The sequence below is a fragment of the Streptomyces kunmingensis genome (assembly GCF_039533535.1).
GTDB classification, from domain to species: Bacteria; Actinomycetota; Actinomycetes; order Streptomycetales; family Streptomycetaceae; genus Streptomyces; species Streptomyces kunmingensis.
Map to the genome: position 1 here is coordinate 535,546 of NZ_BAAATS010000005.1, position 21,377 is coordinate 556,922.

18 protein-coding genes are annotated in these 21,377 nt (G+C 71.8%); 14 read left to right on the forward strand and 4 right to left on the reverse strand.

All coding sequences use genetic code 11. The features are described 5' to 3' along the window. Position 1: 1 nt before the first annotated feature. Positions 2 to 796: an ABC transporter ATP-binding protein gene (locus ABD366_RS07645; RefSeq protein ID WP_324776622.1), complete on the forward strand. Its 795-nt coding sequence runs from the start codon at positions 2 to 4 to the stop codon at positions 794 to 796. Positions 797 to 813: 17 nt separating this feature from the next. On the opposite strand, the gene ABD366_RS07650 is transcribed toward ABD366_RS07645, so the two are convergent. Next, complete coding sequence (locus ABD366_RS07650; protein WP_324776620.1) at positions 814 to 1,221, reverse strand: four-helix bundle copper-binding protein; 408 nt, start codon at positions 1,219 to 1,221, stop codon at positions 814 to 816. A 165-nt stretch (positions 1,222 to 1,386) separates the two neighbouring features. Between ABD366_RS07650 and ABD366_RS07655 the strand changes: the two genes are divergently transcribed. Together ABD366_RS07655 and ABD366_RS07660 are read left to right on the forward strand one after the other, a co-directional pair. After that, a complete protein-coding gene (locus ABD366_RS07655; protein WP_324776617.1) occupies positions 1,387 to 2,160 on the forward strand; it encodes a hypothetical protein in 774 nt (257 codons plus the stop codon). Between the two features lie 177 nt (positions 2,161 to 2,337). Then, positions 2,338 to 2,937: a sigma-70 family RNA polymerase sigma factor gene (locus tag ABD366_RS07660; protein ID WP_324776615.1), complete on the forward strand. Its 600-nt coding sequence runs from the start codon at positions 2,338 to 2,340 to the stop codon at positions 2,935 to 2,937. A 156-nt stretch (positions 2,938 to 3,093) separates the two neighbouring features. Here the strand turns inward: ABD366_RS07660 and tsaD are convergent, their stop codons facing one another. Continuing rightward, positions 3,094 to 4,164: a tRNA (adenosine(37)-N6)-threonylcarbamoyltransferase complex transferase subunit TsaD gene (tsaD, locus tag ABD366_RS07665; protein WP_324776613.1), complete on the reverse strand. Its 1,071-nt coding sequence runs from the start codon at positions 4,162 to 4,164 to the stop codon at positions 3,094 to 3,096. Between the two features lie 227 nt (positions 4,165 to 4,391). On the opposite strand from tsaD, the gene ABD366_RS07670 reads away from it, so the two are divergent. The 10 genes from ABD366_RS07670 to ABD366_RS07715 all read left to right on the forward strand — a co-directional run bounded on the left by ABD366_RS07670 (position 4,392) and on the right by ABD366_RS07715 (position 15,199). Continuing rightward, positions 4,392 to 5,156 (forward strand): SDR family NAD(P)-dependent oxidoreductase, encoded by a 765-nt coding sequence (locus tag ABD366_RS07670; RefSeq protein ID WP_324776611.1) that lies wholly within the window; start codon positions 4,392 to 4,394, stop codon positions 5,154 to 5,156. An 846-nt stretch (positions 5,157 to 6,002) separates the two neighbouring features. Further along, the gene (locus tag ABD366_RS07675) at positions 6,003 to 6,899 is read left to right on the forward strand and encodes an RNA polymerase sigma-70 factor (RefSeq protein WP_324776610.1); all 897 of its coding nucleotides are present in this window, start codon (positions 6,003 to 6,005) and stop codon (positions 6,897 to 6,899) included. Between the two features lie 184 nt (positions 6,900 to 7,083). Then, the gene (locus ABD366_RS07680) at positions 7,084 to 7,581 is read left to right on the forward strand and encodes an organic hydroperoxide resistance protein (protein ID WP_411293895.1); all 498 of its coding nucleotides are present in this window, start codon (positions 7,084 to 7,086) and stop codon (positions 7,579 to 7,581) included. A gap of 287 nt (positions 7,582 to 7,868) precedes the next feature. Continuing rightward, positions 7,869 to 9,626, forward strand: a complete 1,758-nt coding sequence (locus ABD366_RS07685) for an L-aspartate oxidase (RefSeq protein WP_344441327.1) — start codon at positions 7,869 to 7,871, stop codon at positions 9,624 to 9,626. A gap of 96 nt (positions 9,627 to 9,722) precedes the next feature. Beyond that, positions 9,723 to 10,469 (forward strand): SDR family oxidoreductase, encoded by a 747-nt coding sequence (locus ABD366_RS07690; RefSeq protein ID WP_324776606.1) that lies wholly within the window; start codon positions 9,723 to 9,725, stop codon positions 10,467 to 10,469. 129 nt (positions 10,470 to 10,598) lie between these two features. Then, the gene (locus ABD366_RS07695; RefSeq protein ID WP_324776604.1) at positions 10,599 to 10,811 is read left to right on the forward strand and encodes a hypothetical protein; all 213 of its coding nucleotides are present in this window, start codon (positions 10,599 to 10,601) and stop codon (positions 10,809 to 10,811) included. Between the two features lie 141 nt (positions 10,812 to 10,952). Beyond that, the gene (locus ABD366_RS07700; RefSeq protein WP_324776602.1) at positions 10,953 to 11,858 is read left to right on the forward strand and encodes a sigma factor; all 906 of its coding nucleotides are present in this window, start codon (positions 10,953 to 10,955) and stop codon (positions 11,856 to 11,858) included. Positions 11,859 to 12,082: 224 nt separating this feature from the next. Next, positions 12,083 to 13,000 carry a sigma-70 family RNA polymerase sigma factor gene (locus tag ABD366_RS07705; protein WP_324776600.1) on the forward strand — a complete coding sequence of 306 codons (918 nt, stop codon included), beginning with the start codon at positions 12,083 to 12,085 and terminating at the stop codon, positions 12,998 to 13,000. A 258-nt stretch (positions 13,001 to 13,258) separates the two neighbouring features. Continuing rightward, positions 13,259 to 13,792, forward strand: a complete 534-nt coding sequence (locus ABD366_RS07710; RefSeq protein WP_324776598.1) for a hypothetical protein — start codon at positions 13,259 to 13,261, stop codon at positions 13,790 to 13,792. Between the two features lie 162 nt (positions 13,793 to 13,954). Further along, complete coding sequence (locus ABD366_RS07715; RefSeq protein WP_324776596.1) at positions 13,955 to 15,199, forward strand: globin domain-containing protein; 1,245 nt, start codon at positions 13,955 to 13,957, stop codon at positions 15,197 to 15,199. A 78-nt stretch (positions 15,200 to 15,277) separates the two neighbouring features. Here the strand turns inward: ABD366_RS07715 and ABD366_RS07720 are convergent, their stop codons facing one another. Further along, a complete protein-coding gene (locus ABD366_RS07720) occupies positions 15,278 to 19,168 on the reverse strand; it encodes a glycoside hydrolase family 2 TIM barrel-domain containing protein (RefSeq protein WP_324776594.1) in 3,891 nt (1,296 codons plus the stop codon). 215 nt (positions 19,169 to 19,383) lie between these two features. Here ABD366_RS07720 and ABD366_RS07725 point away from each other — a divergent pair, with 215 nt between their 5' ends. Then, positions 19,384 to 20,604 carry a metallophosphoesterase gene (locus ABD366_RS07725; RefSeq protein WP_324776592.1) on the forward strand — a complete coding sequence of 407 codons (1,221 nt, stop codon included), beginning with the start codon at positions 19,384 to 19,386 and terminating at the stop codon, positions 20,602 to 20,604. Here the strand turns inward: ABD366_RS07725 and ABD366_RS07730 are convergent. After that, positions 20,558 to 21,262 (reverse strand): DUF6226 family protein, encoded by a 705-nt coding sequence (locus ABD366_RS07730; RefSeq protein WP_324776590.1) that lies wholly within the window; start codon positions 21,260 to 21,262, stop codon positions 20,558 to 20,560. The two genes, ABD366_RS07725 and ABD366_RS07730, sit on opposite strands and share 47 nt — an antisense overlap. Positions 21,263 to 21,377: the final 115 nt, after the last annotated feature.

A 21,377-nucleotide genomic window follows, 5' to 3' on the forward strand; every position in this document is an offset into this window, starting at 1 on the left:
GATGCGACTCTCCGTCGACCGGCTCCACATCACGCTGGACCGCCACCCTGTCCTCGACGGCGTGGACATCGAGGCCCGCCCCGGTGACCTCGTGGGTCTGGTGGGGCCGAACGGCAGCGGCAAGTCGACCTTGCTGCGTGCCGTGTACCGCTCGATCCGGCCCGCCGACGGTGGTGTCACCGTGGGCGGGGACGACATCTGGGAGCTGAGTGCCCGCGCCGCCGCGCGCCGGACCGCCGCGGTCCTCCAGGACGGGAACGACACCTCCGGAAGCCTGACCGTCACGGAGACCGTCGCTCTGGGGCGCGCGCCGCACCACGGGCTGCTCGGCCGTGACGGCGCGCGGGACGAGCGTGCGGTCAGGGACGCCGTCGACCTGTGCGGCGTACGGCACCTGGCGCACCGCGACTACGCCTCGCTGTCCGGAGGCGAACGCCAACGTGTGCTGCTCGCACGGGCGTTGGCGCAGGAGGCCCGCCTCCTCGTCCTGGACGAGCTGACCAACCACCTCGACATACGCGCCCGGTTCGAGCTGCTGCGCCTGATCCGCGCCACCGGCACCACGACGCTCGCGGTCCTGCACGACCTCGATCTCGCCGCCCGGTTCTGCGATCACCTCGTCGTGCTCGACCACGGGACCGTCGTGGCCGGCGGCCCCGTGCTCGACGTCCTCACCCCGGCCCTCCTGGCCGAGGTCTTCGGGGTGGCCGCGTCGGCGCGGCGGCACGCCGACGGCGTGGTCCGTCTCACCTACGCGGCCGACCCGTTGACGGCCGGCCCGCGGGCGATGCACTGAGCGTGGGAACGTACCGCTCAGCGGCGCAGCACCGAGAGCAGCTCCTCGCACGCCTCGGCCGCCCGGCCCGCCGTCTCGGAGCAGATACGGCAGTGCTCGCGGTGCGCGGCGTGCCGTCCGCACTGTTCGCGGGCGTCGCGGCAGGCGATGAGGCAGGCCTCGGTCTGCGCCGCGAGCAGCGGACGCTGGGCGTCGTCACCGCGCAGCAGCAGCCTCGACGTCGTACTCGAGACGTCCGCGCAGTCGAGGTTCTGCACGATGGCATCACGCAGGGAGTCGGCGTCCTTGTCGGCGAGCATGCCCGCCGCGCAGGCCGCGCTGGACTGCTCGCACGCGGACACCGCGGTCACGGCACGGGCGAGGATGGCGCTGTCGACGGAGAGGCGGCTACCGACGCTCTCGATGAGTTCTCGTATCTGCGGCATTTGCTCCCCCAACTCAAGGGAAGGGCACGTCCTGTCGACCCTGAGCGTACGCACGGGCGTGTGCCGCGTCACGGCGGTCACCGGTCCGAATGCGACGTTCCCGCGGGACGGATGTCCGCCGCCCCGGTGCCGTGTCGCCCAGGTCGGCGGTGCCAAGATGTGGCGGTGTCTGTCAGCCGGGTGTCACGTGCCGCGATGTTCGCGGCCGTGTGTGTCGTGCTCGCGGCTCTCGGCCACGTTCTGATGTCCGGGACGCCGCTGTCCTGGCCGATGCTGGCACTGGCGACCGCCGTTACGGGGCTGACCGGTTGGGCGTTCGCCGCCCGGGAACGCGGCCGTCGCGTCGTGATCGCCCTGACGCTGGCCGTGCAGGTGTGCCTGCACGTGGGCTTCACCCTGTCGCAGTCGCTCGCGCGGCCCTCGCCGATGTCCGGGATGCCCGCGGCGAGTCCGCGGCAGTGGGCCCGCGTCCTGCTGTGCGGCGACCCGTCGCCCGAAGCTGCGGCGCGCGCCTACGACGTGGCCGTGGACTCCGGCCTGATCCACCACCTGCACATGCCGTCCGCCCAGAGCGGTGCGGCCATGTCGCACGACATGGCCGGCATGTCAGGCATGACTGGGACGGCCGGGACGGCTGGGATGCATCACCTGGGCGGGATGTCGGGCACCGCCTCGTGGGGCATGCTGGCCGCGCACCTGCTGGCCGCGCTGCTGTGCGGCATCTGGCTGGCGCAGGGCGAGCGCGCCGCGTTCCGTGTGCTGCGGGCGGTCGCCGACCGGGCCTTCGTGCCGCTCCGTCTGATCCTGGCCGTCCTGCCGGTCACCGGCGGCCCCTCGCCGCTCCCCCGCGCCCTCGCCACCGTACGGCGCATGCGGTCGCGGCTGCTCGTGCGTGCCCTGAGCACCCGAGGTCCCCCTGGAGCGCTCGCTGTCGTATGACAGCCGGCGCCACACGTCCCGCGGCCGACCCCGCCGGGCGTGCTCCCCGTGCACGCGCCTTCGCGTGCACGGCTTTCCCCGTTTTCCCGTACCCGCTCTCCCGCGGTCCGCGTCGTGACGTCTGCCGACGGTCTGTCAGGGCGAGTGCGTGCGGGATCCGAGAGAGGACCTCGGGCAATGACTCCTGCCCTGCCCCAGGTGACCGACGAGACGGTCACCACCATCGCCCTCGCCGCCGCGCGAGGCGACAGTGAAGCGGTCGAACGGTTCGTGCGCGCGCTTCAGCTCGACGTACGCCGGTTCGTGACGTACCTGGCCAAGGACGCGCAGGCGGCCGACGACCTGACGCAGGACACCTTCCTGCGTGCCTTGTCGAGCCTGCACCGGTTCGAGGGCCGTTCGTCGGCCAGGACCTGGCTGCTCTCCATCGCCCGCCGGGTGGTGGCCGACAGCCTGCGGCACGCCGCGGTGCGGCCTCGCGCCGCCGACCTCACCGACTGGCAGCGGGCCGCCGAACACGGCCAGCCGAAGGGGCTGCCCGGCTTCGACGAAGGAGTCGCGCTCATGGAACTGATCGACGCACTGCCCCAGGACCGCCGCGAGGCCTTCGTTCTCACCCAGGTCCTCGGCCTGCCCTATGCGGAAGCGGCGGCGCTGAGCGGATGCCCGGTCGGCACGGTGCGTTCGCGCGTGGCGCGGGCCCGCCGCGCCCTGACGCAGGACTTGAGGGACGCGTCGACCGTGCCGGACCAGGACGGCGAGCCGCTCGCGGCCTGACCGCTCACCCGGTCCCCGTCGCCTTGCGCGCTCCTTGTGGCGTACGAGCCGACGGGGACCGGGACCCGGCCCGGGTTCGTGCGCAATGCGCTCACCGCATAGATCCCTCGAAACCGCCCGGTTCACCGCCCGGTGACGACCTGGGCGCAGGAGCCGTCAGGCGGCCCGCGCCGCAGGGGCAGTTGTCGGTGTCAGCGCGGCGTACTCGAGGGGAGCCGACGGGTCGATCGAGACGTTCAGCGGGGCGGGCCCGGCGCCGGAGCGTACGAGCAGGTCGCCCACCGCGGCGATCATCGCGCCGTTGTCGGTGCACAGGGTCATGGGTGGTACGCGCAGTTCGATACCGGCGGCCCCGCAGCGCTGCTCGGCCAGGGCGCGCACACGGGAGTTGGCGGCCACTCCCCCGACCACGATCAGCGTCCTCACATCATGATCGCGGCAGGCCCGCAGCGCCTTGCGGGTGAGGACGTCGGCGACCGCCTCCTGGAGCGCGGCGGCGCCGTCGGCGACCGGGAGCTCCGCGCCGCGCAGGCGGTGCTGCTCCGCCCAGCGGGCGGCGGCCGTCTTGAGCCCGGAGAAGGAGAACGCGTACGGGTCGTCGCCGGCCTTGGTCAGCGGGCGCGGGAACGCGACCGCGTCCGGGTCCCCGGCCTTCGCCGCCCGGTCGATCGCGGGGCCGCCCGGGTAGGGCAGGCCCAGAATGCGGGCGACCTTGTCGAAGCACTCGCCCGCCGCGTCGTCCAGGGTGTCGCCCAGATGCAGGATCGGCTCGCGCACCAGATCCCGGACGAGGAGCAGGGACGTATGGCCGCCGGAGACGATCAGGACGACGCACGGCTCGGGCAGCGGGCCGTGCTCCAGGGTGTCGGCGGCGACGTGTCCGGCCAGGTGATGCACCCCGTACAGCGGGACGCCCGTCGCGTAGGCGAGGGTCTTCGCTCCGGCCAGGCCGACCTGAAGGGCACCGGACAGGCCGGGGCCGGTGGTGACGGCGACGGCGTCGAGCTGGCCGAGGCGCAGCCCGGCCTCGGCCAGCGCCTGTCGTACGACCGGTGTGAACGCCTGGAGGTGGGCGCGCGAGGCGATCTCGGGGACGACGCCGCCGAAGCGCGCGTGCTCGTCCATGCTCGACGCCACCACGTGGGCCAGCAGCTTGCCGTCGCGCACGATGCCCGCGCCGGTCTCGTCGCACGACGACTCGATCCCCAGCACCACCGGTCCGCTCACCGGAACCCCTCCTTCTGCACAACATCAGCAGTTGCAATATATGTGCAATAGGAGACAGGCCGAGCCCCCTGCCCGGTGTGACGCACATCGCGTACCCCGGCCTGTCACGGATCGGAGGCCCGCCCGGTCAGTTGTTCATCACTGCACCCAGGCACTGATCCCAGGCACTGATCCCATGCACTGATCTCAGGCACTGATCCCATGCACTGCCCGACCAAAGGAACGTCATGACCAGCTCTGTACGACAGCACTACAAGGACCGCGTCGCCATCGTGACCGGCGCGGGATCGGGCATCGGCCGGGCCACGGCCGTCGCCCTCGCGGAGGCGGGAGCGCACGTTCTCGGCGTCGGACGGCGGGCCTCGGCCCTGGAGGCCACGGCCCGCGCGCACGGCAACATCGCCGTTCTGTCGGCCGACGTGTGCGAGGACGGCGCCGCCGACCGCATCGTGTCCACCGCCGTCGACCACTGGGGCGGGCTCGACCTGCTGGTGAACAACGCCGGTGCGGCCTCGCTGATGTCCCTGGCCGAGACGGACCGCGCGGCGATCACCGCCCTGTTCGACGTCAATGTGACGGCACCGAGCCTGCTCGCCCACGCGGCCCTGCCCCACCTGCGTAAATCCTCCGGCTCCATCATCAACGTCTCCAGCACCTACGGGCACCGCCCGCTGGCCGGGGGTGCGCACTACGCGGCCTCCAAGAGCGCCCTGGAACAGCTCACGCGCAGCTGGGCGCTGGAACTCGCCCCCGAGAGCGTGCGGGTGAACGCCATCGCGCCCGGCCCCACCGAGACCGAGGTGCTGGCCGCCGCCGGCCTCCCCGACGACGCGGTCGGCCGGATCCGGGCCGGGGAGCGCGAGCGCATCCCCACCGGCCGGATCGGTGACCCCGAGGACATCGCCGACTGGATCCTGCGCATCGCCGACCCGCAGGGGACGTACGTCACCGGCCAGATCCTCACCATCGACGGCGGCCTCGAACTCTCCTGATCCATCGGGCGGTCAACCGGCTCCCCGACCCGACGGTGTCACACCATTGGCCTCTCTTCTGTCGTGAAGGGTGTGAGCGGCCGAGGCCGCCGTCACTCACGACGCAGCGGGGTCACCCGCCCCTCGATGAGAAGAGGCCGGCATGAGAGTCGTCGTCGTGGGAGCCACCGGCCGCATCGGTTCCAGGACCGTCGCCCGGCTCCGGGACCACGGGGTGGAGGTCGTGCCCGCCTCGCGCGGCGAGGGGAGGAGCGGGCCCGGCGCTCGCCGATCCCGCACTCCCTCGTGCACGCCACGCCGTTCTACCAGTCCGTGGACGCCCTGGCCCGCTCTACGGCACGGACGGACAGCGACGGCGTACACGTCCCACCCGTGCGGACGCGTCCGGTGTCGCTCGACGACGTCGCGGCCCAACTCGCCCATGCAGCCGTGGGGTTGCCACTGTTCGGTGTGCTGGAGATCGCCGGCCCCGACGAGTACCGCCTCGACGGTCTGGTGGCGAAGGTGCAGGCCGCGCGCGCTGACATCCCGATCCGCCGCACACCCCCAGTCCTGCCCGACGGGTCGGGCAGGACTGCTCGTCGCTGGGGACCGACGGGTTCGGCCGCTCGGACACCCGGGACGTGGTGCGCCGCTACGTCCACGTCGACGCCGGGGCCATCGTCGCCGCCCCGGACCGGCCGGCCCTGGCCGGTGCGATCGACGCGGACGTGGTCACGAAGGCCCGTGACCGCTACGGCTGGGAAGGCTGGCCACGGGCACACACACTGTTGCCGCCCTCCTGGGCGCGCGTCCCTCGTCCGCCGGTTTGTAGCATGAGGCGATCAGGACGACGAAAGGGGCCCGATGGACGCCGGGGACGAAAGCAGCGCTCTCGACCGGGCGGCCGAGGACTTCCAGGCGGTGCGCCCGCAGTTGTTCGGCATCGTGTACCGCATGCTCGGCAGCGCGGTGGACGCCGAGGACATCGTCCAGGACGCGTGGCTGCGCTGGCAGGAGACCGACCGTGAGCGCGTCCTCGAACCGTCGGCGTTCCTGACGACGATCACCACCCGGCTCGCGATCAACTTCGCGCAGTCCGCCCGGGTGCGCCGCGAGTCGTACGTCGGCCCGTGGCTGCCCGAGCCCCTCAACACCACCGTGGATCCGCAGGTGGGCGCGGAGCGGGCCGAGGCCGTGGAGCTGGCGGTCCTCATGCTCCTGGAGCGGCTGAACCCGGTGGAACGGGCCGCGTACGTGCTGCGGGAGGCGTTCGAGTACCCGTACCGGCGGATCGCGCAGGTGCTGGGGACCTCGGAGGCCAACACCCGGCAGTTGGTGACCCGCGCCCGCAGGCATCTGGCCGCCGAGCGCCGGGAGCGGGTCAGCTCCACCGAACACCGCCGCCTGCTCGGGGTGTTCCTGGATGCGGCACGGACCGGGAACCTGGCGGTGCTGGAGGAGGTCCTCGCGGCGGACGTCGTCAGCTACTCGGACGGTGGCGGCGTGCGCGGCGCGTCGAGGATCCCGGTCGTGGGACGCGACCATGTGGCCCGTTACCTGGTGGCGTTCGCGCCGCGGTTCTGGCCGGCGGCGCAGGTGCGGTGGACGGAGGCCAACGGGCGGCCGGCGGTGCTCGTCACCGCCGCGGACCAGCCCGTCGCGCTGCTGTCCGTGGACGTCTCCGCGGAGGGCATCGACCGCATCATGTGGGTCATGAACCCGGCCAAACTGTCGCCCTACGTCGCGTCGTTGGAGGGATGAGCAGGACGCTGAGCAGGGCACACGTCGCCGTCGGCGGGCGGCGCGGTCGCCCGGGTGTCACACAACCCGGGGGTCCTCGGTCAATGAGACGTCCGGAATCCGGATTCCCACTGACCGAAGGACAGAGCACCGTGACGAACGCCGCAAGGCCGGGCAGGTACGACGCCGCCGCGGGGGTCCTCCTGTGACCGACCCGATCCGGCCGCCCGGGCTGTCCACGCAGAAGGATTTCGCGGGTCCGTCCTTCTCCCCCATCTACACGACCACGGTGAGCGTCAGCGGCGGCAGCGCCGCGCACGGGCGGGCGTCCGGCCGGGCACGCTCCTCCGACGGCGTGCTCGACCTCGATCTGCGGATGCCCGCCGAACTGGGCGGGGACGGGCGGGCGACCAACCCCGAGCAGTTGTTCGCCGCCGGTTTCGCGGCGTGCTTCCACGGGGCGCTGAGCCTGGTGGCACGGCAGGAGGAGCTCGACCCCGCCACGATATCCGTCGACGCGACCGTCGCCTTCGGACGGGATCCGGACGACGGCGGCTATCTGCTCCGCGTCGACCTGGTGGTGAAGTGGCCGGGCGTGGACCGGGAGATCGCGGCCGAGCTGATCGAACAGGCCGACTCGCTGTGCCCGTACTCCCGCATGGCATGGCGGGGCACCCCGACCACGATCACGCTGGCCCCCTAGGACCGGGTCAGGACCAGGTCAGGGCGGGAACCAGCGATCGGCGTCGGCCGCCTCCTCCTTGCGGATCTCGAAGATCCGCGAGGCAGGCCCGGTCCCCTTGACGTCGACGCAGGGCTGGGCGACGACGTAGGTCGTCTTCGGTCTCCTTCGCCGTCCGTGCGGACGTTCGTGTGCGCCGGGCCGGACAGTGCGGTTCGACCGGTCGGCTGTATGACCGTGTGACAGGTGCGCGTGTGACACCTGTGGGCTGCCGTGTCACACATTGCCGCCTGTCCCGGTCAGACCGGATGACTCACCCAACGATCGGAGCAATCGTGGTCGCCACCGAAAAACGTCTGTCCACCACGGTGCTGGTCATCGGCACCGGCGGATCCGGCCTGCGGGCGGCGATCGAGCTGGCCGAGGCCGGCGTCGACGTCCTCGCCGTCGGCAAGCGCCCCAAGGAGGACACCCACACCTCCCTCGCGGCCGGCGGCATCAACGCCGCCCTCGCGACGATGGACCCCGAGGACAGCTGGCAGCAGCACGCCGCCGACACCCTCAAGGAGAGCTACCTGCTGGGGGATCCCCGCACGGCCGAGATCGTCACCCAGGGCGCCGCCCGCGGCATCGACGACCTGGAGCGCTTCGGCATGGCCTTCGCCCGTGAGGAGGACGGCCGCATCTCCCAGCGCTTCTTCGGCGCGCACAAGTTCCGGCGCACCGCCTTCGCGGGTGACTACACCGGCCTGGAGATCCAGCGCACCCTCATCCGGCGCGCGAACCAGCTGGCCATCCCGGTCCTCGACAGCGTGTACATCACACGGCTGCTGACCCATGAGGGCGCGGTCTTCGGGGCCTACGGCTTCGACCCGGCGACCGGGACCCGGCACCTGATCCACGCCGACGCGGTGATCCTCGCCGCGGGCGGCCACACCCGTATCTGGCGGCGCACCTCCTCGCGGCGCGACGAGAACACCGGCGACTCCTTCCGCCTCGCCGTGGACGCGGGGGCGCGGCTGCGCGACCCGGAACTGGTCCAGTTCCACCCCTCGGGCATCATCGAGCCGGAGAACGCGGCCGGCACGCTGGTCAGCGAGGCCGCGCGCGGCGAGGGCGGCATCCTGCGCAACGCCCTGGGCGAGCGGTACATGACCCGCTACGACCCGCGGCGCATGGAGCTGTCCACCCGCGACCGCGTGGCTCTCGCCTCCTACACGGAGATCAAGGAGGGCCGCGGCACGCCCCACGGCGGCGTCTGGCTCGACGTCTCCCACCTCCCCCGCCAGACGATCATGAACCGGCTGCCGCGGGTCTACCAGACCCTGCTCGACCTCCAGATGCTGGACATCACCCGCGAGCCGATCGAGGTGGCGCCCACCGCCCACTACTCGATGGGCGGGGTCTGGGTCCGCCCCGAGGACCACAGCACCGACGTACGCGGCCTCTACGCGATCGGCGAGGCGGCCAGCGGCCTGCACGGCGCCAACCGGCTCGGCGGCAACAGCCTGATCGAGCTCCTCGTCTACGGCCGGCTCACCGGGCGGGCGGCGGCGGCCTATTCGGAGTCGCTGACCGCGCAGCCGCGCTCGGCGTACGCGGTGGCCGAGGCCCGCGCCGAGATCGACGACCTCCTCGCCGCGGACGGTCCGGAGAACGTCCGCGCGCTGCAACGCGCCGTCCGCGACACGATGACCGAGCACGCCGGTGTCGTCCGCGACGAGGCCGGGCTGCGAACCGGTCTGGCGGAGCTGGAGGAGATCGAGAAGCGGATGGAGAACGTCGGGGTCCACCCCGACATCGCCGGATTCCAGGACCTCGCGCACGCCTTCGACCTCAAGTCGGCGGCTCTGGCGGCCCGCGCCACTCTGGAGGCGGCCCTCGAACGCCGCGAGACCCGCGGCTGCCACAACCGCAGCGACTACCCGGATCTCGACCCCGGGCTGCGCGTCAACCTCGTCTGGTCGCCCTCGACCGGCATCACCCATGAGCCCGTCGCGCCGGTCCCGGACGAGATCTCCTCGCTCATGCAGGACGTGTCCACGGTCGGCAAGCTCGTCGAATAGCCGCTCCCGCACGTCGCGCGGGGTGTCACAGACCGCACCACCATCCGGTCTTTACCTGATGAAAACCAGAACAAGTCTTCCGAGAGGGCTGAACCCATGAAGGTCGTAGTCATCGGCGGTACCGGGCTCATCGGCTCGAAGCTGGTCGCCAAGCTCAACGAGCACGGTCACGAGGCCGTACCCGCCGCCCCCAACACCGGCGTCGACACCCTGACCGGTGAGGGCCTCGCCGAGGTCCTCGAAGGCGCCCGGGTCGTCGTCGACGTGTCCAACTCCCCCTCCTTCGCGGACGACGACGTGATGGACTTCTTCCGCACCTCGACGACCAACCTCCTCAAGGCCGAGGCCGACGCCGGTGTCACCCACCACGTCGCCCTGTCGGTTGTCGGCACCGAGCGCCTCCAGGGGAGCGGCTACTTCCGTGCCAAGCAGGCACAGGAGGAGCTCATCAAGGCGTCCGGCATCCCGTACTCCATCGTCCACGCCACGCAGTTCTTCGAGTTCATGAAGGGCATCGCCGCCGAGGCCACCGACGGCGACACCGTGCGTCTGGCCCCGGTCAGGATCCGGCCCATCTACTCCGACGACGTCGCTGCCGCCGTCGGCCGCACCGCGGTCGGCATTCCGGTCAAGGGCGTGGTGGAGGTGGCCGGTCCCGACACGTTCCAGCTGGACGAGCTGATCCGCAGGGGCCTCGCCGCGAAGAACGACCCGCGCACCGTGGTCGGTGATCCGCACGCCACGTACTTCGGCACCGAACTGCAGGAGACCACCCTGCTGCCCGGCCCCGACGCACACATCGCCGAGACCCGTTTCACCGACTGGCTCGCCCAGCAGGCATGAGCGTCCCCGGGGTGGCCCTGCCGCACAGAGCCACCCCGACCGCCTTCCCGGGCTCCCGCCCTCCAGGTCTGCGCGGACGACGTACGACGCGTTGACGTTCCTCACCGCTACGCCGACACAGGACGCGTGATGATCACTACCTCGGAACCCACCCCGCTCGCCGTCACGGCCGCCGCCCGGTCCCTGGCCGCGGAGGCCGTCTCCCTGCAGGCCCGTATCACCGAACTGCGCCGCAGCCTGGCCCTGCTCGACGAGCAGATCGGCACCAAGGCCGACACGCTGCGACGGCTCAGGTCCGTCGAGCGCGGCGAGGTGCCGCCGGCTGTCCTCCCGCGGCCCTGAGCGGGCTCCGTCCCCCGGCCGCACGGGATGTCACAGGATGCGCGCCTGTCCGGTCTGGTCTTTCGAGCGGACGGACACAGACCACACGTCGTGCGCAGGGACTTCGATGCCGCCTGCCGCGCCGCGCGAGGAGGTTTCGGGATGGACTACGCCGACGGGGCGGTGCCGATCGGGGAGCTGCTGGACGAGCGGCGGCATCTGATCGATGTCGCGTTCTGGATGCTGGGCAGCGGCGCCGAGGCCGACGGCGTGGTCGACGAGACCTACCGGCGCTGGTACGCGCTGCCTGAGCAGGAGCGGGCGGCGATAACCGCACCGCGGGCCTGGCTGTCCCGGGTCGCCGGCGGGATCTGTCTGGAACGGCTCGCGCGGCCCGGACGCCGGCATCCGCGCCGCTCCCCGGAAGACTCCGCGGACGAGCCGGCCGGCGAGCACCGGCGGATGCTGGAACGGGAAGTCAGCTCGGTGCTGCTGCGAGCCCTCGACTCCCTGTCCCCCGCCGAGCGGGCCGCGTTCGTGCTCAACGACGTCCTCGGGATGGCGCCGGGCGCGGTCGCCGCCATCGTGGGGCGGTCCGAGCCGGAGTGCGACGAGCTGGCGGACCGGGCGCGGCACAGCCTGCGGGCCCGGCGTGGGCAGCCCGCCACAGCGGCGCAGCAGGACGCGACGGTCCGTGCGGTGGGAGAGTCGTGCGCGGCGCAGGACACCGGCCGGCTCATGGCGCTCCTCGCACCGGACGCGACGGCGTTCTTCGACGGGGGCGGCAAGGTGCGGGCGCAGGTACGGCCCGTGCACGGCCGGGATCCGGTGGCCCGGAGTCTGCTGACGCTGCTGGCTCCGCGTGGTCGTACCGCGGTGGACACGCACTCCGTCAACGGCAGAGCCGGGCTGGTCGTGCGCTACGACCGGCGGGTCGCGGCCGTCGTCAGCCTCGATGTCGCGGCGGCGCGTCACTGCGTCCAGGTCATCCAGGTCTGGGTCGTCGTCAACCCGGACAAGCTGCGCCTGTGGAACCAGGCAGCCGCCGTGCGGCCCGGCCCGCGCTAGCCGCTCTGCCGAGGTGGGCCGGAAACACACCGTGGGAAATCGGTGCGCCGAAGGTGTCACAGAACACGGACGTACGCGGTCAGTAAGGGCAGAAGCGATCGGATCAGCCCCCGGGGTTGTTCCGTCCTGCCCGAACACCGCCCACTGCGGGGGCGTTCCCGGTCGGCCGGCGGATCGCGCCGCCCGACAGCGCAGGAAACCGGAGGATCGGAGACAGAACGATCATGTATCCCGAAACGCCCCCTGTTGACTCCCTGGACGAGGCCGTTTCTGTCTTCGTCGGTCTCCGGCCGCGCCTTTTCGGCATCGCCTACCGCGTACTGGGCAGCGCGGTCGAGGCCGAGGACGTGGTGCAGGAGGTCTGGCTGCGCTGGCAGAAGACGGACCGGTCGGTGGTCCTGAGCCCGCCGGCCTTCCTGTCGAGCACCACCACTCGGCTCGCGATCAACGTGGCCCGGTCCGCCCGGGTCCGGCGCGAGACCTACATCGGCCCCTGGCTGCCCGAGCCCGTCGACACGAGCAGCGATCCCGAGGTGGGGGCCGAGCGGGCCGAGGCACTGGAGTTCGCGCTGCTGCTCGTGCTGGAGAAGCTGACGCCGACGGAGCGGGCCGCGTACGTGCTGCGGGAGGCGTTCGACTACGCCTACGCCGAGATCGCGGAGATGCTGCACCTCACCGTCGTCAACGTCCGCAAGATTGTCAGCCGGGCCCGCAAACACCTCGCCACGGAGCGGCGTGACAACGTCGACGCGGACGAGCACCGGCGGCTGCTCGACGCGTTCGTGGCGGCGGCGCAGCGCGGTGACATCGCCTCGCTGGAAGCGATGCTCGCCCCGGGCGCGGTGAGCCTGTCCGACGGCAACGGGATGCGCGGCGCCGCGCGCAAGCCGGTACGGGGCCGGTCCCGGGTGGCGAACCTGTCGACCGCGTTCCCCCGGTTCTGGGGCGAGGTCGAGGTCCGGCCGGTGCACGCCAACGGGCGCGGCGGTGTGCTGCTCTACCGGGACGGCAGCCCCTCGACGTTCATGACCGTCGCGGCCACTCCCGGGGGCATCCACCGGGTCATGTGGGTGTTCAGTCCGGCCAAGATCGCCGCGTTCCTCGGCTCGCGTTCCCGGTACGCGGTCGTGCCCGTCGTGTGATGTGTTCGTGCCGGTCGTGTGATGCCGTCACGGCTTCGTGTGACGCCGATCCGAGCCTCCGAGGCCCCACCGACGGCCCGACCTGGGGCCCGCCCATCGGCCCGCCCCCAGGTGGAGAGTGTTTCTGCCTATGATGTCCAGTGGTATTGGTATCGAGCCGGACAACATGTCGTGGCACAGGACCCGGGTGCCGATCCGGGAACGGGTCCTTGTGCGGCTCCGGAATTGGCCACCACGGTTGGGCGAGAGGAACACACGGTGTCTGTAACCCACGCTGACCAGATCGAGGTCACCGCCGAGAGTCTCCAGGAGGACCTGGCCCGGCTCGAGGTGCAGAAGCAGTCCCTGGAGCGGGAGTTGGCCGCGGTCTCGGCGCATCTCGACTCCGTCCAGCGGGCGCTCGGCGCGCTCCAGTCGCTCCTGCCCTCCGGGAGAGCGGTGCCCTCGGCGGCGGCGCGCAAGAGCGGGGACGCGCCGCGGACAGAACCGTCCGCGCCCGCGCCGACCGCCGACCCCGCGCCCTCGACCCCCGCCGCCCGCGCGGCTTCCACGGCCTCCGGCTCCGCGGTCTCCGACGAGGCCGGCGGGCAGAAGTACGGCAGGCTGACCGAGCAGATCCTCGGCTACTTCGAGGAAGTCGGCACCGCCGACGTCCGGGCGCGCGATGTCGCGGAGGCGCTCGGACGTGCCACCGACAGCGGCAGCATCAACGCGGTCCGCAGCACCCTCGACCGCTTGGTGGGCACGGGCAGGATCCGCCGCGCCGGCCGGGGCCTGTACCGCACCCTGTAGGCCGCGCCGCTAGGGGCGTCGGGCACACCTCAGGAGGCCGCGCAACCGATCCGGCCCGCGACGCACATCACACCGTTGTTAATATGCATCTCATACTCCAATTCAATACCATGGTGTGGTGCGTAAGAGGTACGCATGTCGCATTGAGCGATAGGGGTCATCGTGCTCTCCACCCAGTCGGCACCGGTCGTCCGCGCCACGCTACCGGCGGTCGGCGCCTCTCTCGGCGCCATCACCGAGCTTTTCTACCGCCGGATGTTCGAGGAACGCCCCGAACTGCTGCGGAACCTGTTCAACCGGGCGAACCAGGCCAACGGCTCCCAGCGTGAGGCCCTCGCCGGGGCCGTGGCGGCCTTCGCCACCGCGCTCCTGGAGCGTCCCGACGAGCGGCCGGACGCCCTCCTGGGCCGCATCGCCAACAAGCACGCCTCGTTGGGGATCACCTCCGACCAGTACACCCTCGTGGGCCGTCATCTGCTGGGCGCCGTCCGGGAGGTGCTCGGCGAGGCCGTCACCCCGGCCGTGGCCGCCGCGTGGGACGAGGTGTACTGGCTGATGGCCAACGCCCTCATCGCGATGGAGGCCCGGCTGTACGCCGGAGCCGGGGTCGAGAACGGCATCGTGTGGCACGACATGGAGATCGCCGAACGCACCGAGGAGGCCCCCGACACCGCGTCCTTCGTCCTGCGGCGCGCGGACGGCCTGCCCGCCGAGTCGTTCCGGCCCGGCCAGTACATCAGCGTCCGGGTCGAACTGCCGGACGGGGCACGGCAGATACGCCAGTACAGTCTCTCCTCCGCTCCCGGCCACAAGACCTGGCGCATCACGGTGAAGCGGGAGCGCTCGACCGACGGCAGCGTCCCCGAGGGCGAGGTGTCCTCCTGGCTGCACGCGCACGCGCGCCCCGGTCAACTCCTCAAGGTCTCCCTCCCCTTCGGCGACCTGGTGCTCCCCGAGGGTGACGGCCCTCTGCTGCTCGCCTCCGCCGGCATCGGCATCACACCCATGCTGTCCATGCTCGACCACCTGCGCGACACCGCCCCCGAGCGGCCGGTCGTCGTCGTCCACGCCGACCGTTCCCCCGCCCTGCACGCGCACCGCACGGAGCTGGCGGAGCTCGTGGGCCGGCTCCCCCACGCCTCGCTGCACCTCTGGTACGAGAACGGCGCCGGAGAGTGGTACGAGACAGTGGCGGGCGAGCCGGACGCCCCCGAGGCACACGTGGCACACGTCCGCGAAGGATGGGCGGACCTCACCGGCCTGACGGTGCCGCGGGACACCACCGCCTTCCTGTGCGGTCCGCTGCCGTTCATGCGGGCGGTCCGCGGCGACCTGCTCGCCCACGGGCTCAGCCCGGCGGCGGTCCACTACGAGGTGTTCGGCCCCGACCTCTGGCGCAGCGCGTAGCGGAACACCGGACGGGGATTCCCGTCGGACGGCCCGGACTCCCGGGGGCACCGCCGCGGTGGCGGCGCCCCCTGCCCGCTACTCCACCGCCGTCGGCCGCCGCGCCGCCTCCGGTGCCTGGTCCACGTCCGTGATCAGCCGCAGCCGGTAGGTGTACGCGTAGTCCCGGTCGGCGAGCAGTTTGTACGCGTCATGCGTGTGGGCGCCCCAGCTGTTGTCGCCGCCGACGCCCATCTGCCGGTGGTTGACGCGCAGGACCACCTCGTCGCCTGGGGTGAGCTGGTAGTCGTGGCGGGCGCCGACGGAGAGGTCCTCCGGGGTGAAGTGCGAGGCGTTGACCTCCAGCAGCCCGTCACCCCACACGAGCAGGCCGCGCCCGCGCCGGTCGGTGAGCGCCGCCCAGCGCACATCGGTCTTGTTGCCGTTCTCCTGCGGCCGCAGGTACGGGGTCCACTGCTCGCGCACGGTGGAGGACCAACGGCCCACGTCCGTACCGTCGTTGCGGTCCCAGTGGTTCTCCTCGGGGCCGCGGCCGTAGTAGTGCAGCTGCTCGAAGGCGGCGGGCAGGCGCAGGATCGTGCCGACCTCGGGCAGATAGGGGAGGTTCGAGGCGCCCGGGTGCAGGGTGTTGTCGACCTTGATCTCGCCGTTGCCGAAGACGGTGTACGTCGTGCTGTACGTGGAGGGGGTGGTCGTCGGCAGGGTGCCCTCGACCGTGATCTCGACCGCGCGGCCGTCGAGTGCGCGCACGCTCACGCCGGTGACCTCGCGCCGCGCGCCCGCGTCCCGCCAGGTCTCGTTGCGGGTGTGCTGGCCGTTGCCGTGGTCGTTGTCGGTCGGCGCGCGCCAGAAGTTGGGGACCGCTCCGGAGTCGAGGAGTTTCGTGCCGCCCGCCTCGAACTTGGTGAGAAGCCCGGTCGACTTGTCGACGACGACCTCCAGGCCCTTGCGGCCGGTCACGGTGACGGCCGCGTCCCCGTCCTCGTACGACAGCGTCGGTACGTCCGCGAGCGGTACGGGGACGATCTTCGGGCTGCCCGCGTCGAGGGGCAGCTGCACGCGGGCCACCTCGAACCCGGTGTCGGCCCAGGGGGTGCGCTCCTTGGTGGTGAAGGAGAGCTGGAGGAAGTACTCGGCGCCGGGCGCCGGATCCTTCGGCAGCCGTACAGGGACCATGATGTCCTTGCTGCTCAGCGGTGCCACGTCGAGCTGGGCGCGGCTGAGTCTGCCGCGCCGCACCACGCGCCCGTCGAGGGCCAGCTCCCAGCTTCCGTCCCAGGCGCGGAGGTTGGTGAAGAGGTTGTCGTTGGTGAGGGTGATCTCGCCCGGGGCGCCGCCGTCCTTCGGGACCGCGACGATCGACTGGTAGATCCGTTTGACCTCGGCCGCCTTCCCGGTGTGGCCGCGGTCGGGCAGGACGATGCCGTCGCCGCTGAAGGCGCCGTCGTTGGGGTTGTCGCCCCAGTCGCCGCCGTACGCCTCGAAGGTCTTGGACCGGGACTTCTTCGCTTCGTGTGCGGCCGTGCGTGCGTCGAACCAGAAACGCACCCCGTCGTCGTCCGGGCCCCGCCCGTCGTCGGCGAGTTCACCGGCGCTCAGTGCGCGGGCGTGGACGCGGGCCCGGCGGATCGTGCCGCTGAACTCCCGTGTCGGGTTGTCGACCTCACCGCCGATCGACAGGGGCGCGGTATTGCCGGACGGCTTGCGGGTGGTGGACTTGGTCGCCTTCACCGCGCCGTCCACGTACAGGGTCAGGGTGCCCTTGTCCGCGTCGAAGACGCCCGCCACGTGGTGCTCGGCTCCCGTCCAGCCGTCGTCCGGGGTGGCCCAGGACGCCGTGATCCACTGTCCGTCCGAGTGGATGAAGAACTCCAGCGTCTTCCCGGACTGTTTCAGTGCGTACTGGGTGTCGCCCTTCGCCAGGATCGGCTGGTCGTAGCCGCGCACGTACGGCGTCACCCATGCCTCCAGGGTCAGCGAGCCGCGCAGATCGAGGCGGTCGTCGCGCGCGAAGACGGTCGCGCCGCTGACGCCCTTGTCGCGGCTGAACGAGCCCGAGGGGTTGATCACTTCGCCCTTCAGCTTCACCGGCCCCGTGTCGGTGAGCAGCGTCCGCGCGGGGACCGGCCAGTTGAGCGCCTGGTCGACGAAGTCCCAGATCCAGCCGCCCTGGAGGACGTCGTAGCGGCGGACGACGTCCCAGTACTCCTTGAAGTTGCCGGTCGAGTTCCCCATCGAGTGGGCGTACTCGACCATCACGTACGGGCGTTTGTCGGCGGTGTCCTTCGCACGGGCCTCCACCCTGCTCGGCGACTCGTACATCTTGGAGCGGATGTCGCTGATGCCCGGTCGGTCGTCGCCCTCGTAGTGGATGACGCGGGTCGGGTCGTTGGCGTGGATCCAGTCGTACATGGCGTTGAAGGCGGAGCCGCCGCCCGCCTCGTTGCCGAGCGACCAGATGACGACACTGGCGTGGTTCTTGTCGCGGTGGACCATGTTGCGCGCGCGCTCCACGCACGCCGTCGTCCAGTCGGCGCGGCTGCCGGGGTAGGAGCTGTTGATGCCGTGGGTCTCCAGGTTGGTCTCGTCGACGAGGTAGAGGCCGTACTCGTCGGCGAGCTCGAGCCAGAGCGGGTTGTTGGGGTAGTGCGAGGTGCGGACGGAGTTGATGTTCAGCCGCTTGATGATCCGGATGTCCTCGGTCATGTCGGCGCGGGTGAGGGCCGAGCCGCGCTCCGGGTGCATCTCGTGCCGGTTGGTGCCGCGCAGGGAGACGGGCTGCCCGTTGATCCGCATCAGCCCGTCCCGGATCGCGAACTCGCGCAGGCCGACACGGTGTGACAGTGTCTCGACGACCTTGCCGGAGGGGTCGCGCAGCCGCAGGACGGCGGTGTAGAGGTAGGGGTCCTCGGCCGACCAGAGACGCGGTGAGGGAACGGACTTGGCGCCCTCGACACCGACCTCGGGCTCGGTTGCGCCGAGGGTGGCGGGGCGTGTCAGCGGGCGGGTCCAGACGGCGTGTCCGCCGGCGTCGTAGAGCTGCGTCTCGACCGTGTACGTCTTCCCTCCGGCGTCCCCCGCGTAGTCCCGCACGCTCGCCGTGACCGACAGTTGCGCCGACGTGTGGCCGTCACCGAGCGGCGTGTCGATCTTGAAGTCCCGCAGATGGACGGTGGGCGTCGAGAACAGGTACACCGACCGGAAGATGCCGCTCAGCCGGATCATGTCCTGGTCCTGGAGCCAGTCGCCGTCCGAGTAGCGGTAGACCTCGACCGCGACCTGGTTGGTGCCGTCCTTGAGATACGGGGTGATGTCGTACTCGGCGGGGGTGTAGGAGTCCTCGTGATAACCGGCCAACTGCCCGTTGACCCACACGTAATGGGCGGCCTTGACGCCCTCGAAGTGAAGGAAGGTCCGCCGGCCCGCCCAGCCCTTCGGCACGGTGAACGTCCGCCGGTACTGGCCGACAGGGTTGTACCGGGTGGGCGCGGCGGGCGGCTGGGCGTCCTCGCCGTGGCCGTTCGGCCCCCACCACGGGTAGTTGATGTTGACGTAGATCGGGACGTCGTGACCGTGCAGCTGCCATGCCGACGGCACCGGGGTCGTCTCCCAGCCGGAGTCGTCGAGATCGGTGCGGTAGAAGTCGTCGAGCTTGTCGGCGGGCCGCTCCACATACGCGAACTTCCAGTTCCCGTCGAGACTCTGCCGGTACGGGGAGCGGGTGCGGTCGGCGGCGAGGGCCTGTTTGACACTGTCGTACGGCATGAGGGTGGTGTGCGCGGGCTCGGTGCCGAGCCGGAAGAGGTCGATGTGCCCGTTCCACTCGTCACCGCCGGCCGTGACGTTGCTCGCTGCGCCGAACGCCTGGGCGGCGGGCAGCACGCCGGGGACGGCGAGCGCGCCGATTACGGCTGCGCCGGCTTCCAGGAGGCGACGACGGCTTACGTACACGCGGTGCGGGTGCGGCATGGCTGTGCCCTTCGTCAAGTGCGGGGAGTGCAACTGGTGTGACCAGGAACGCCTCTTGAGCCGCGCCCACCCTAGAAAGAGAACACAACCGAGACAATATCGACGTCAGTTTCTGTTGCTTCCTGAGTGCCTTCTCGGCTGCCCTCCGATCGGCCCGGGAACGGACCGACTACAGTGCGCGCAGCGGCAGCCCGCTCATGCGAAGGAGGAGAAGCGTGACCGACACCAGCGAAGCCCGGCCCGCCGACGGTGCGGCGCACGCGACTCGGCAGAGCCCGCTGCGCCGCCTGATGCGCTACATCCCGTTGATCGCCCCATTTCTGCTGTGGGCCGTGCCCTGCTGGGTGCTGCTGCACGCCGGCCAGCACTGGCCGCTCCCCGTCGCGTGGGGCGGCACCGCCCTGTTCGCCCTCGGCCTGGTCGGCATGCCGCTCGCGATGATGCGCGGCCACGGCCGGCGCCAGCAGGACCGGGCGGCGATCGTCGGGGACACCCTGCTGGGCACCGTCTGGGTGCTGTTCACCTGGTCCGTGCTGCTCGGTGCCCTGCTGCGCCTCGCCCTCGTCGCGGCCGGCGTCGGCGACGGCCAGGAGCGGGCCCGCATCGTCACGTGGGCGGTCCTCGGCGTCTCCGCCGCGCTGCTCGCCTGGGGGTACACCGAGGCCCGCCGAGTGCCCCGGGTCCGCCGCCTGGACGTCCAACTCCCGCGCCCGGGCGCCGGATTGGACGGCACCCGCGTCGTCCTCATCACCGACACGCACTACGGCCCGCTCGACCGCGCGGGCTGGTCGGCGCGGGTCTGCGAGACGGTGAACACCCTGGAGGCCGATCTGGTCTGCCACACCGGCGACATCGCGGACGGCACGGCCGACCGCCGCCGCGCCCAGGCCGCACCGCTCGGCACCGTGCGGGCCACGCGGGCCCGGGTCTACGTCACCGGCAACCACGAGTACTACAGCGAGGCCCAGGGCTGGGTCGACCTGATGGACGAACTGGGCTGGGAGCCGCTGCGCAACCGCCATCTGCTGCTCGAACGCGGCGGCGACACCCTCGTGGTGGCCGGCGTGGACGATGTCACCGCCGAGTCCTCCGGCCTGGCCGGCCACCGCGCCCACCTCGCCGGAGCCCTGCACGGCGCCGACCCCGATCTGCCCGTCCTGCTCCTGGCCCATCAGCCCAAGTTCGTCGACCGGGCGGCAGCCGACGGCGTCGACCTCCAGCTCTCCGGCCACACCCACGGCGGCCAGATCTGGCCCTTCCACCACCTGGTCCGCATCGATCAGCCCGCCCTCGCCGGCCTCAGCCGCCACGGCGCCCGCACCCTGCTCTACACCAGCCGCGGCACCGGCTTCTGGGGTCCGCCCTTCCGCGTCTTCGCCCCCAGCGAGATCACCCTTCTCGTACTGCGCTCCCCGCAGCGGGCGGCCGCGGCGTAGCACCGGGCACACCCCAGGCCTGCCCCTGTACGACCTCGTACGGCGAGTGTCCGGCCCGCGCCGCGGCGACCGCCTCCTCCACCGGATCCCGTACGTCGTCCCAGTCGCTCGCCGACCTCTCGTCCCCCGTGGCGACGATCTCCCGGCCGCGCCCGGCATCGATGTGCACGAACGTGCCGGTGACCACCGCGAGTACGAGGTCGTCGACCGCCTCGATCAGCTGCTCCGAGCCGTCGTCGCACGCGTCGCAGCCGCAGTCCGGCAGCGCCCCCAGCGTCTTGGCGGGCTCCCCCGCCCCGATCACGAGAACCGTCCGGGGCACTCCGTCTACGGCGGCGAACCCGAAGATGAGCGGCGCGGCGCCGGCGCGTACCGGACGCAGCCGGACGGCGCCGCCGAGCGCCCGGTCGCCCGCCCGCCGCCACAGCGCCGCGGGAGCCGCGGCCGGCTCCGCCTCGGCCAGTCCCGGTCCGCACAACGCGCGCGTCCACGCCTGTGCGCGCGCCGCGAGGATGCGGTACTTCTCCGGCTTCGTGCACCGCGTGTACTCCTCGTCGCGCACCTCGCCGTCAGGATGCGGGTCGGGCCAGGGCGGCGTGTCCGCCCCGGTGACGGCGAACGCCTCGTCGACTGCCCCGCGCAGCACGCTGTGATCCATACCGGGGACTTTACGCACCTCACAGGGGTTCGCCCCGGGGGTCATCGCCCGCCGGTCCCGGCGTACTCTCGACCGCAGTGAGTCGGTGCCGCCCGGGGCGGCGTGCGGGGGGATA

Coding starts and splice junctions, on each gene's coding strand:
- ABD366_RS07690 (WP_324776606.1), top strand. CDS start 9,723: ATGAAGGTCGTAGTCATCGGCGGTACCGGGCTCATCGGCTCGAAGCTG.
- ABD366_RS07645 (WP_324776622.1), top strand. CDS start 2: ATGCGACTCTCCGTCGACCGGCTCCACATCACGCTGGACCGCCACCCT.
- ABD366_RS07685 (WP_344441327.1), top strand. CDS start 7,869: ATGACTCACCCAACGATCGGAGCAATCGTGGTCGCCACCGAAAAACGT.
- ABD366_RS07730 (WP_324776590.1), bottom strand. CDS start 21,262: ATGGATCACAGCGTGCTGCGCGGGGCAGTCGACGAGGCGTTCGCCGTC.
- ABD366_RS07720 (WP_324776594.1), bottom strand. CDS start 19,168: ATGCCGCACCCGCACCGCGTGTACGTAAGCCGTCGTCGCCTCCTGGAA.
- ABD366_RS07675 (WP_324776610.1), top strand. CDS start 6,003: ATGGACGCCGGGGACGAAAGCAGCGCTCTCGACCGGGCGGCCGAGGAC.
- ABD366_RS07700 (WP_324776602.1), top strand. CDS start 10,953: ATGGACTACGCCGACGGGGCGGTGCCGATCGGGGAGCTGCTGGACGAG.
- ABD366_RS07705 (WP_324776600.1), top strand. CDS start 12,083: ATGTATCCCGAAACGCCCCCTGTTGACTCCCTGGACGAGGCCGTTTCT.
- ABD366_RS07650 (WP_324776620.1), bottom strand. CDS start 1,221: ATGCCGCAGATACGAGAACTCATCGAGAGCGTCGGTAGCCGCCTCTCC.
- ABD366_RS07670 (WP_324776611.1), top strand. CDS start 4,392: ATGACCAGCTCTGTACGACAGCACTACAAGGACCGCGTCGCCATCGTG.
- ABD366_RS07695 (WP_324776604.1), top strand. CDS start 10,599: ATGATCACTACCTCGGAACCCACCCCGCTCGCCGTCACGGCCGCCGCC.
- ABD366_RS07660 (WP_324776615.1), top strand. CDS start 2,338: ATGACTCCTGCCCTGCCCCAGGTGACCGACGAGACGGTCACCACCATC.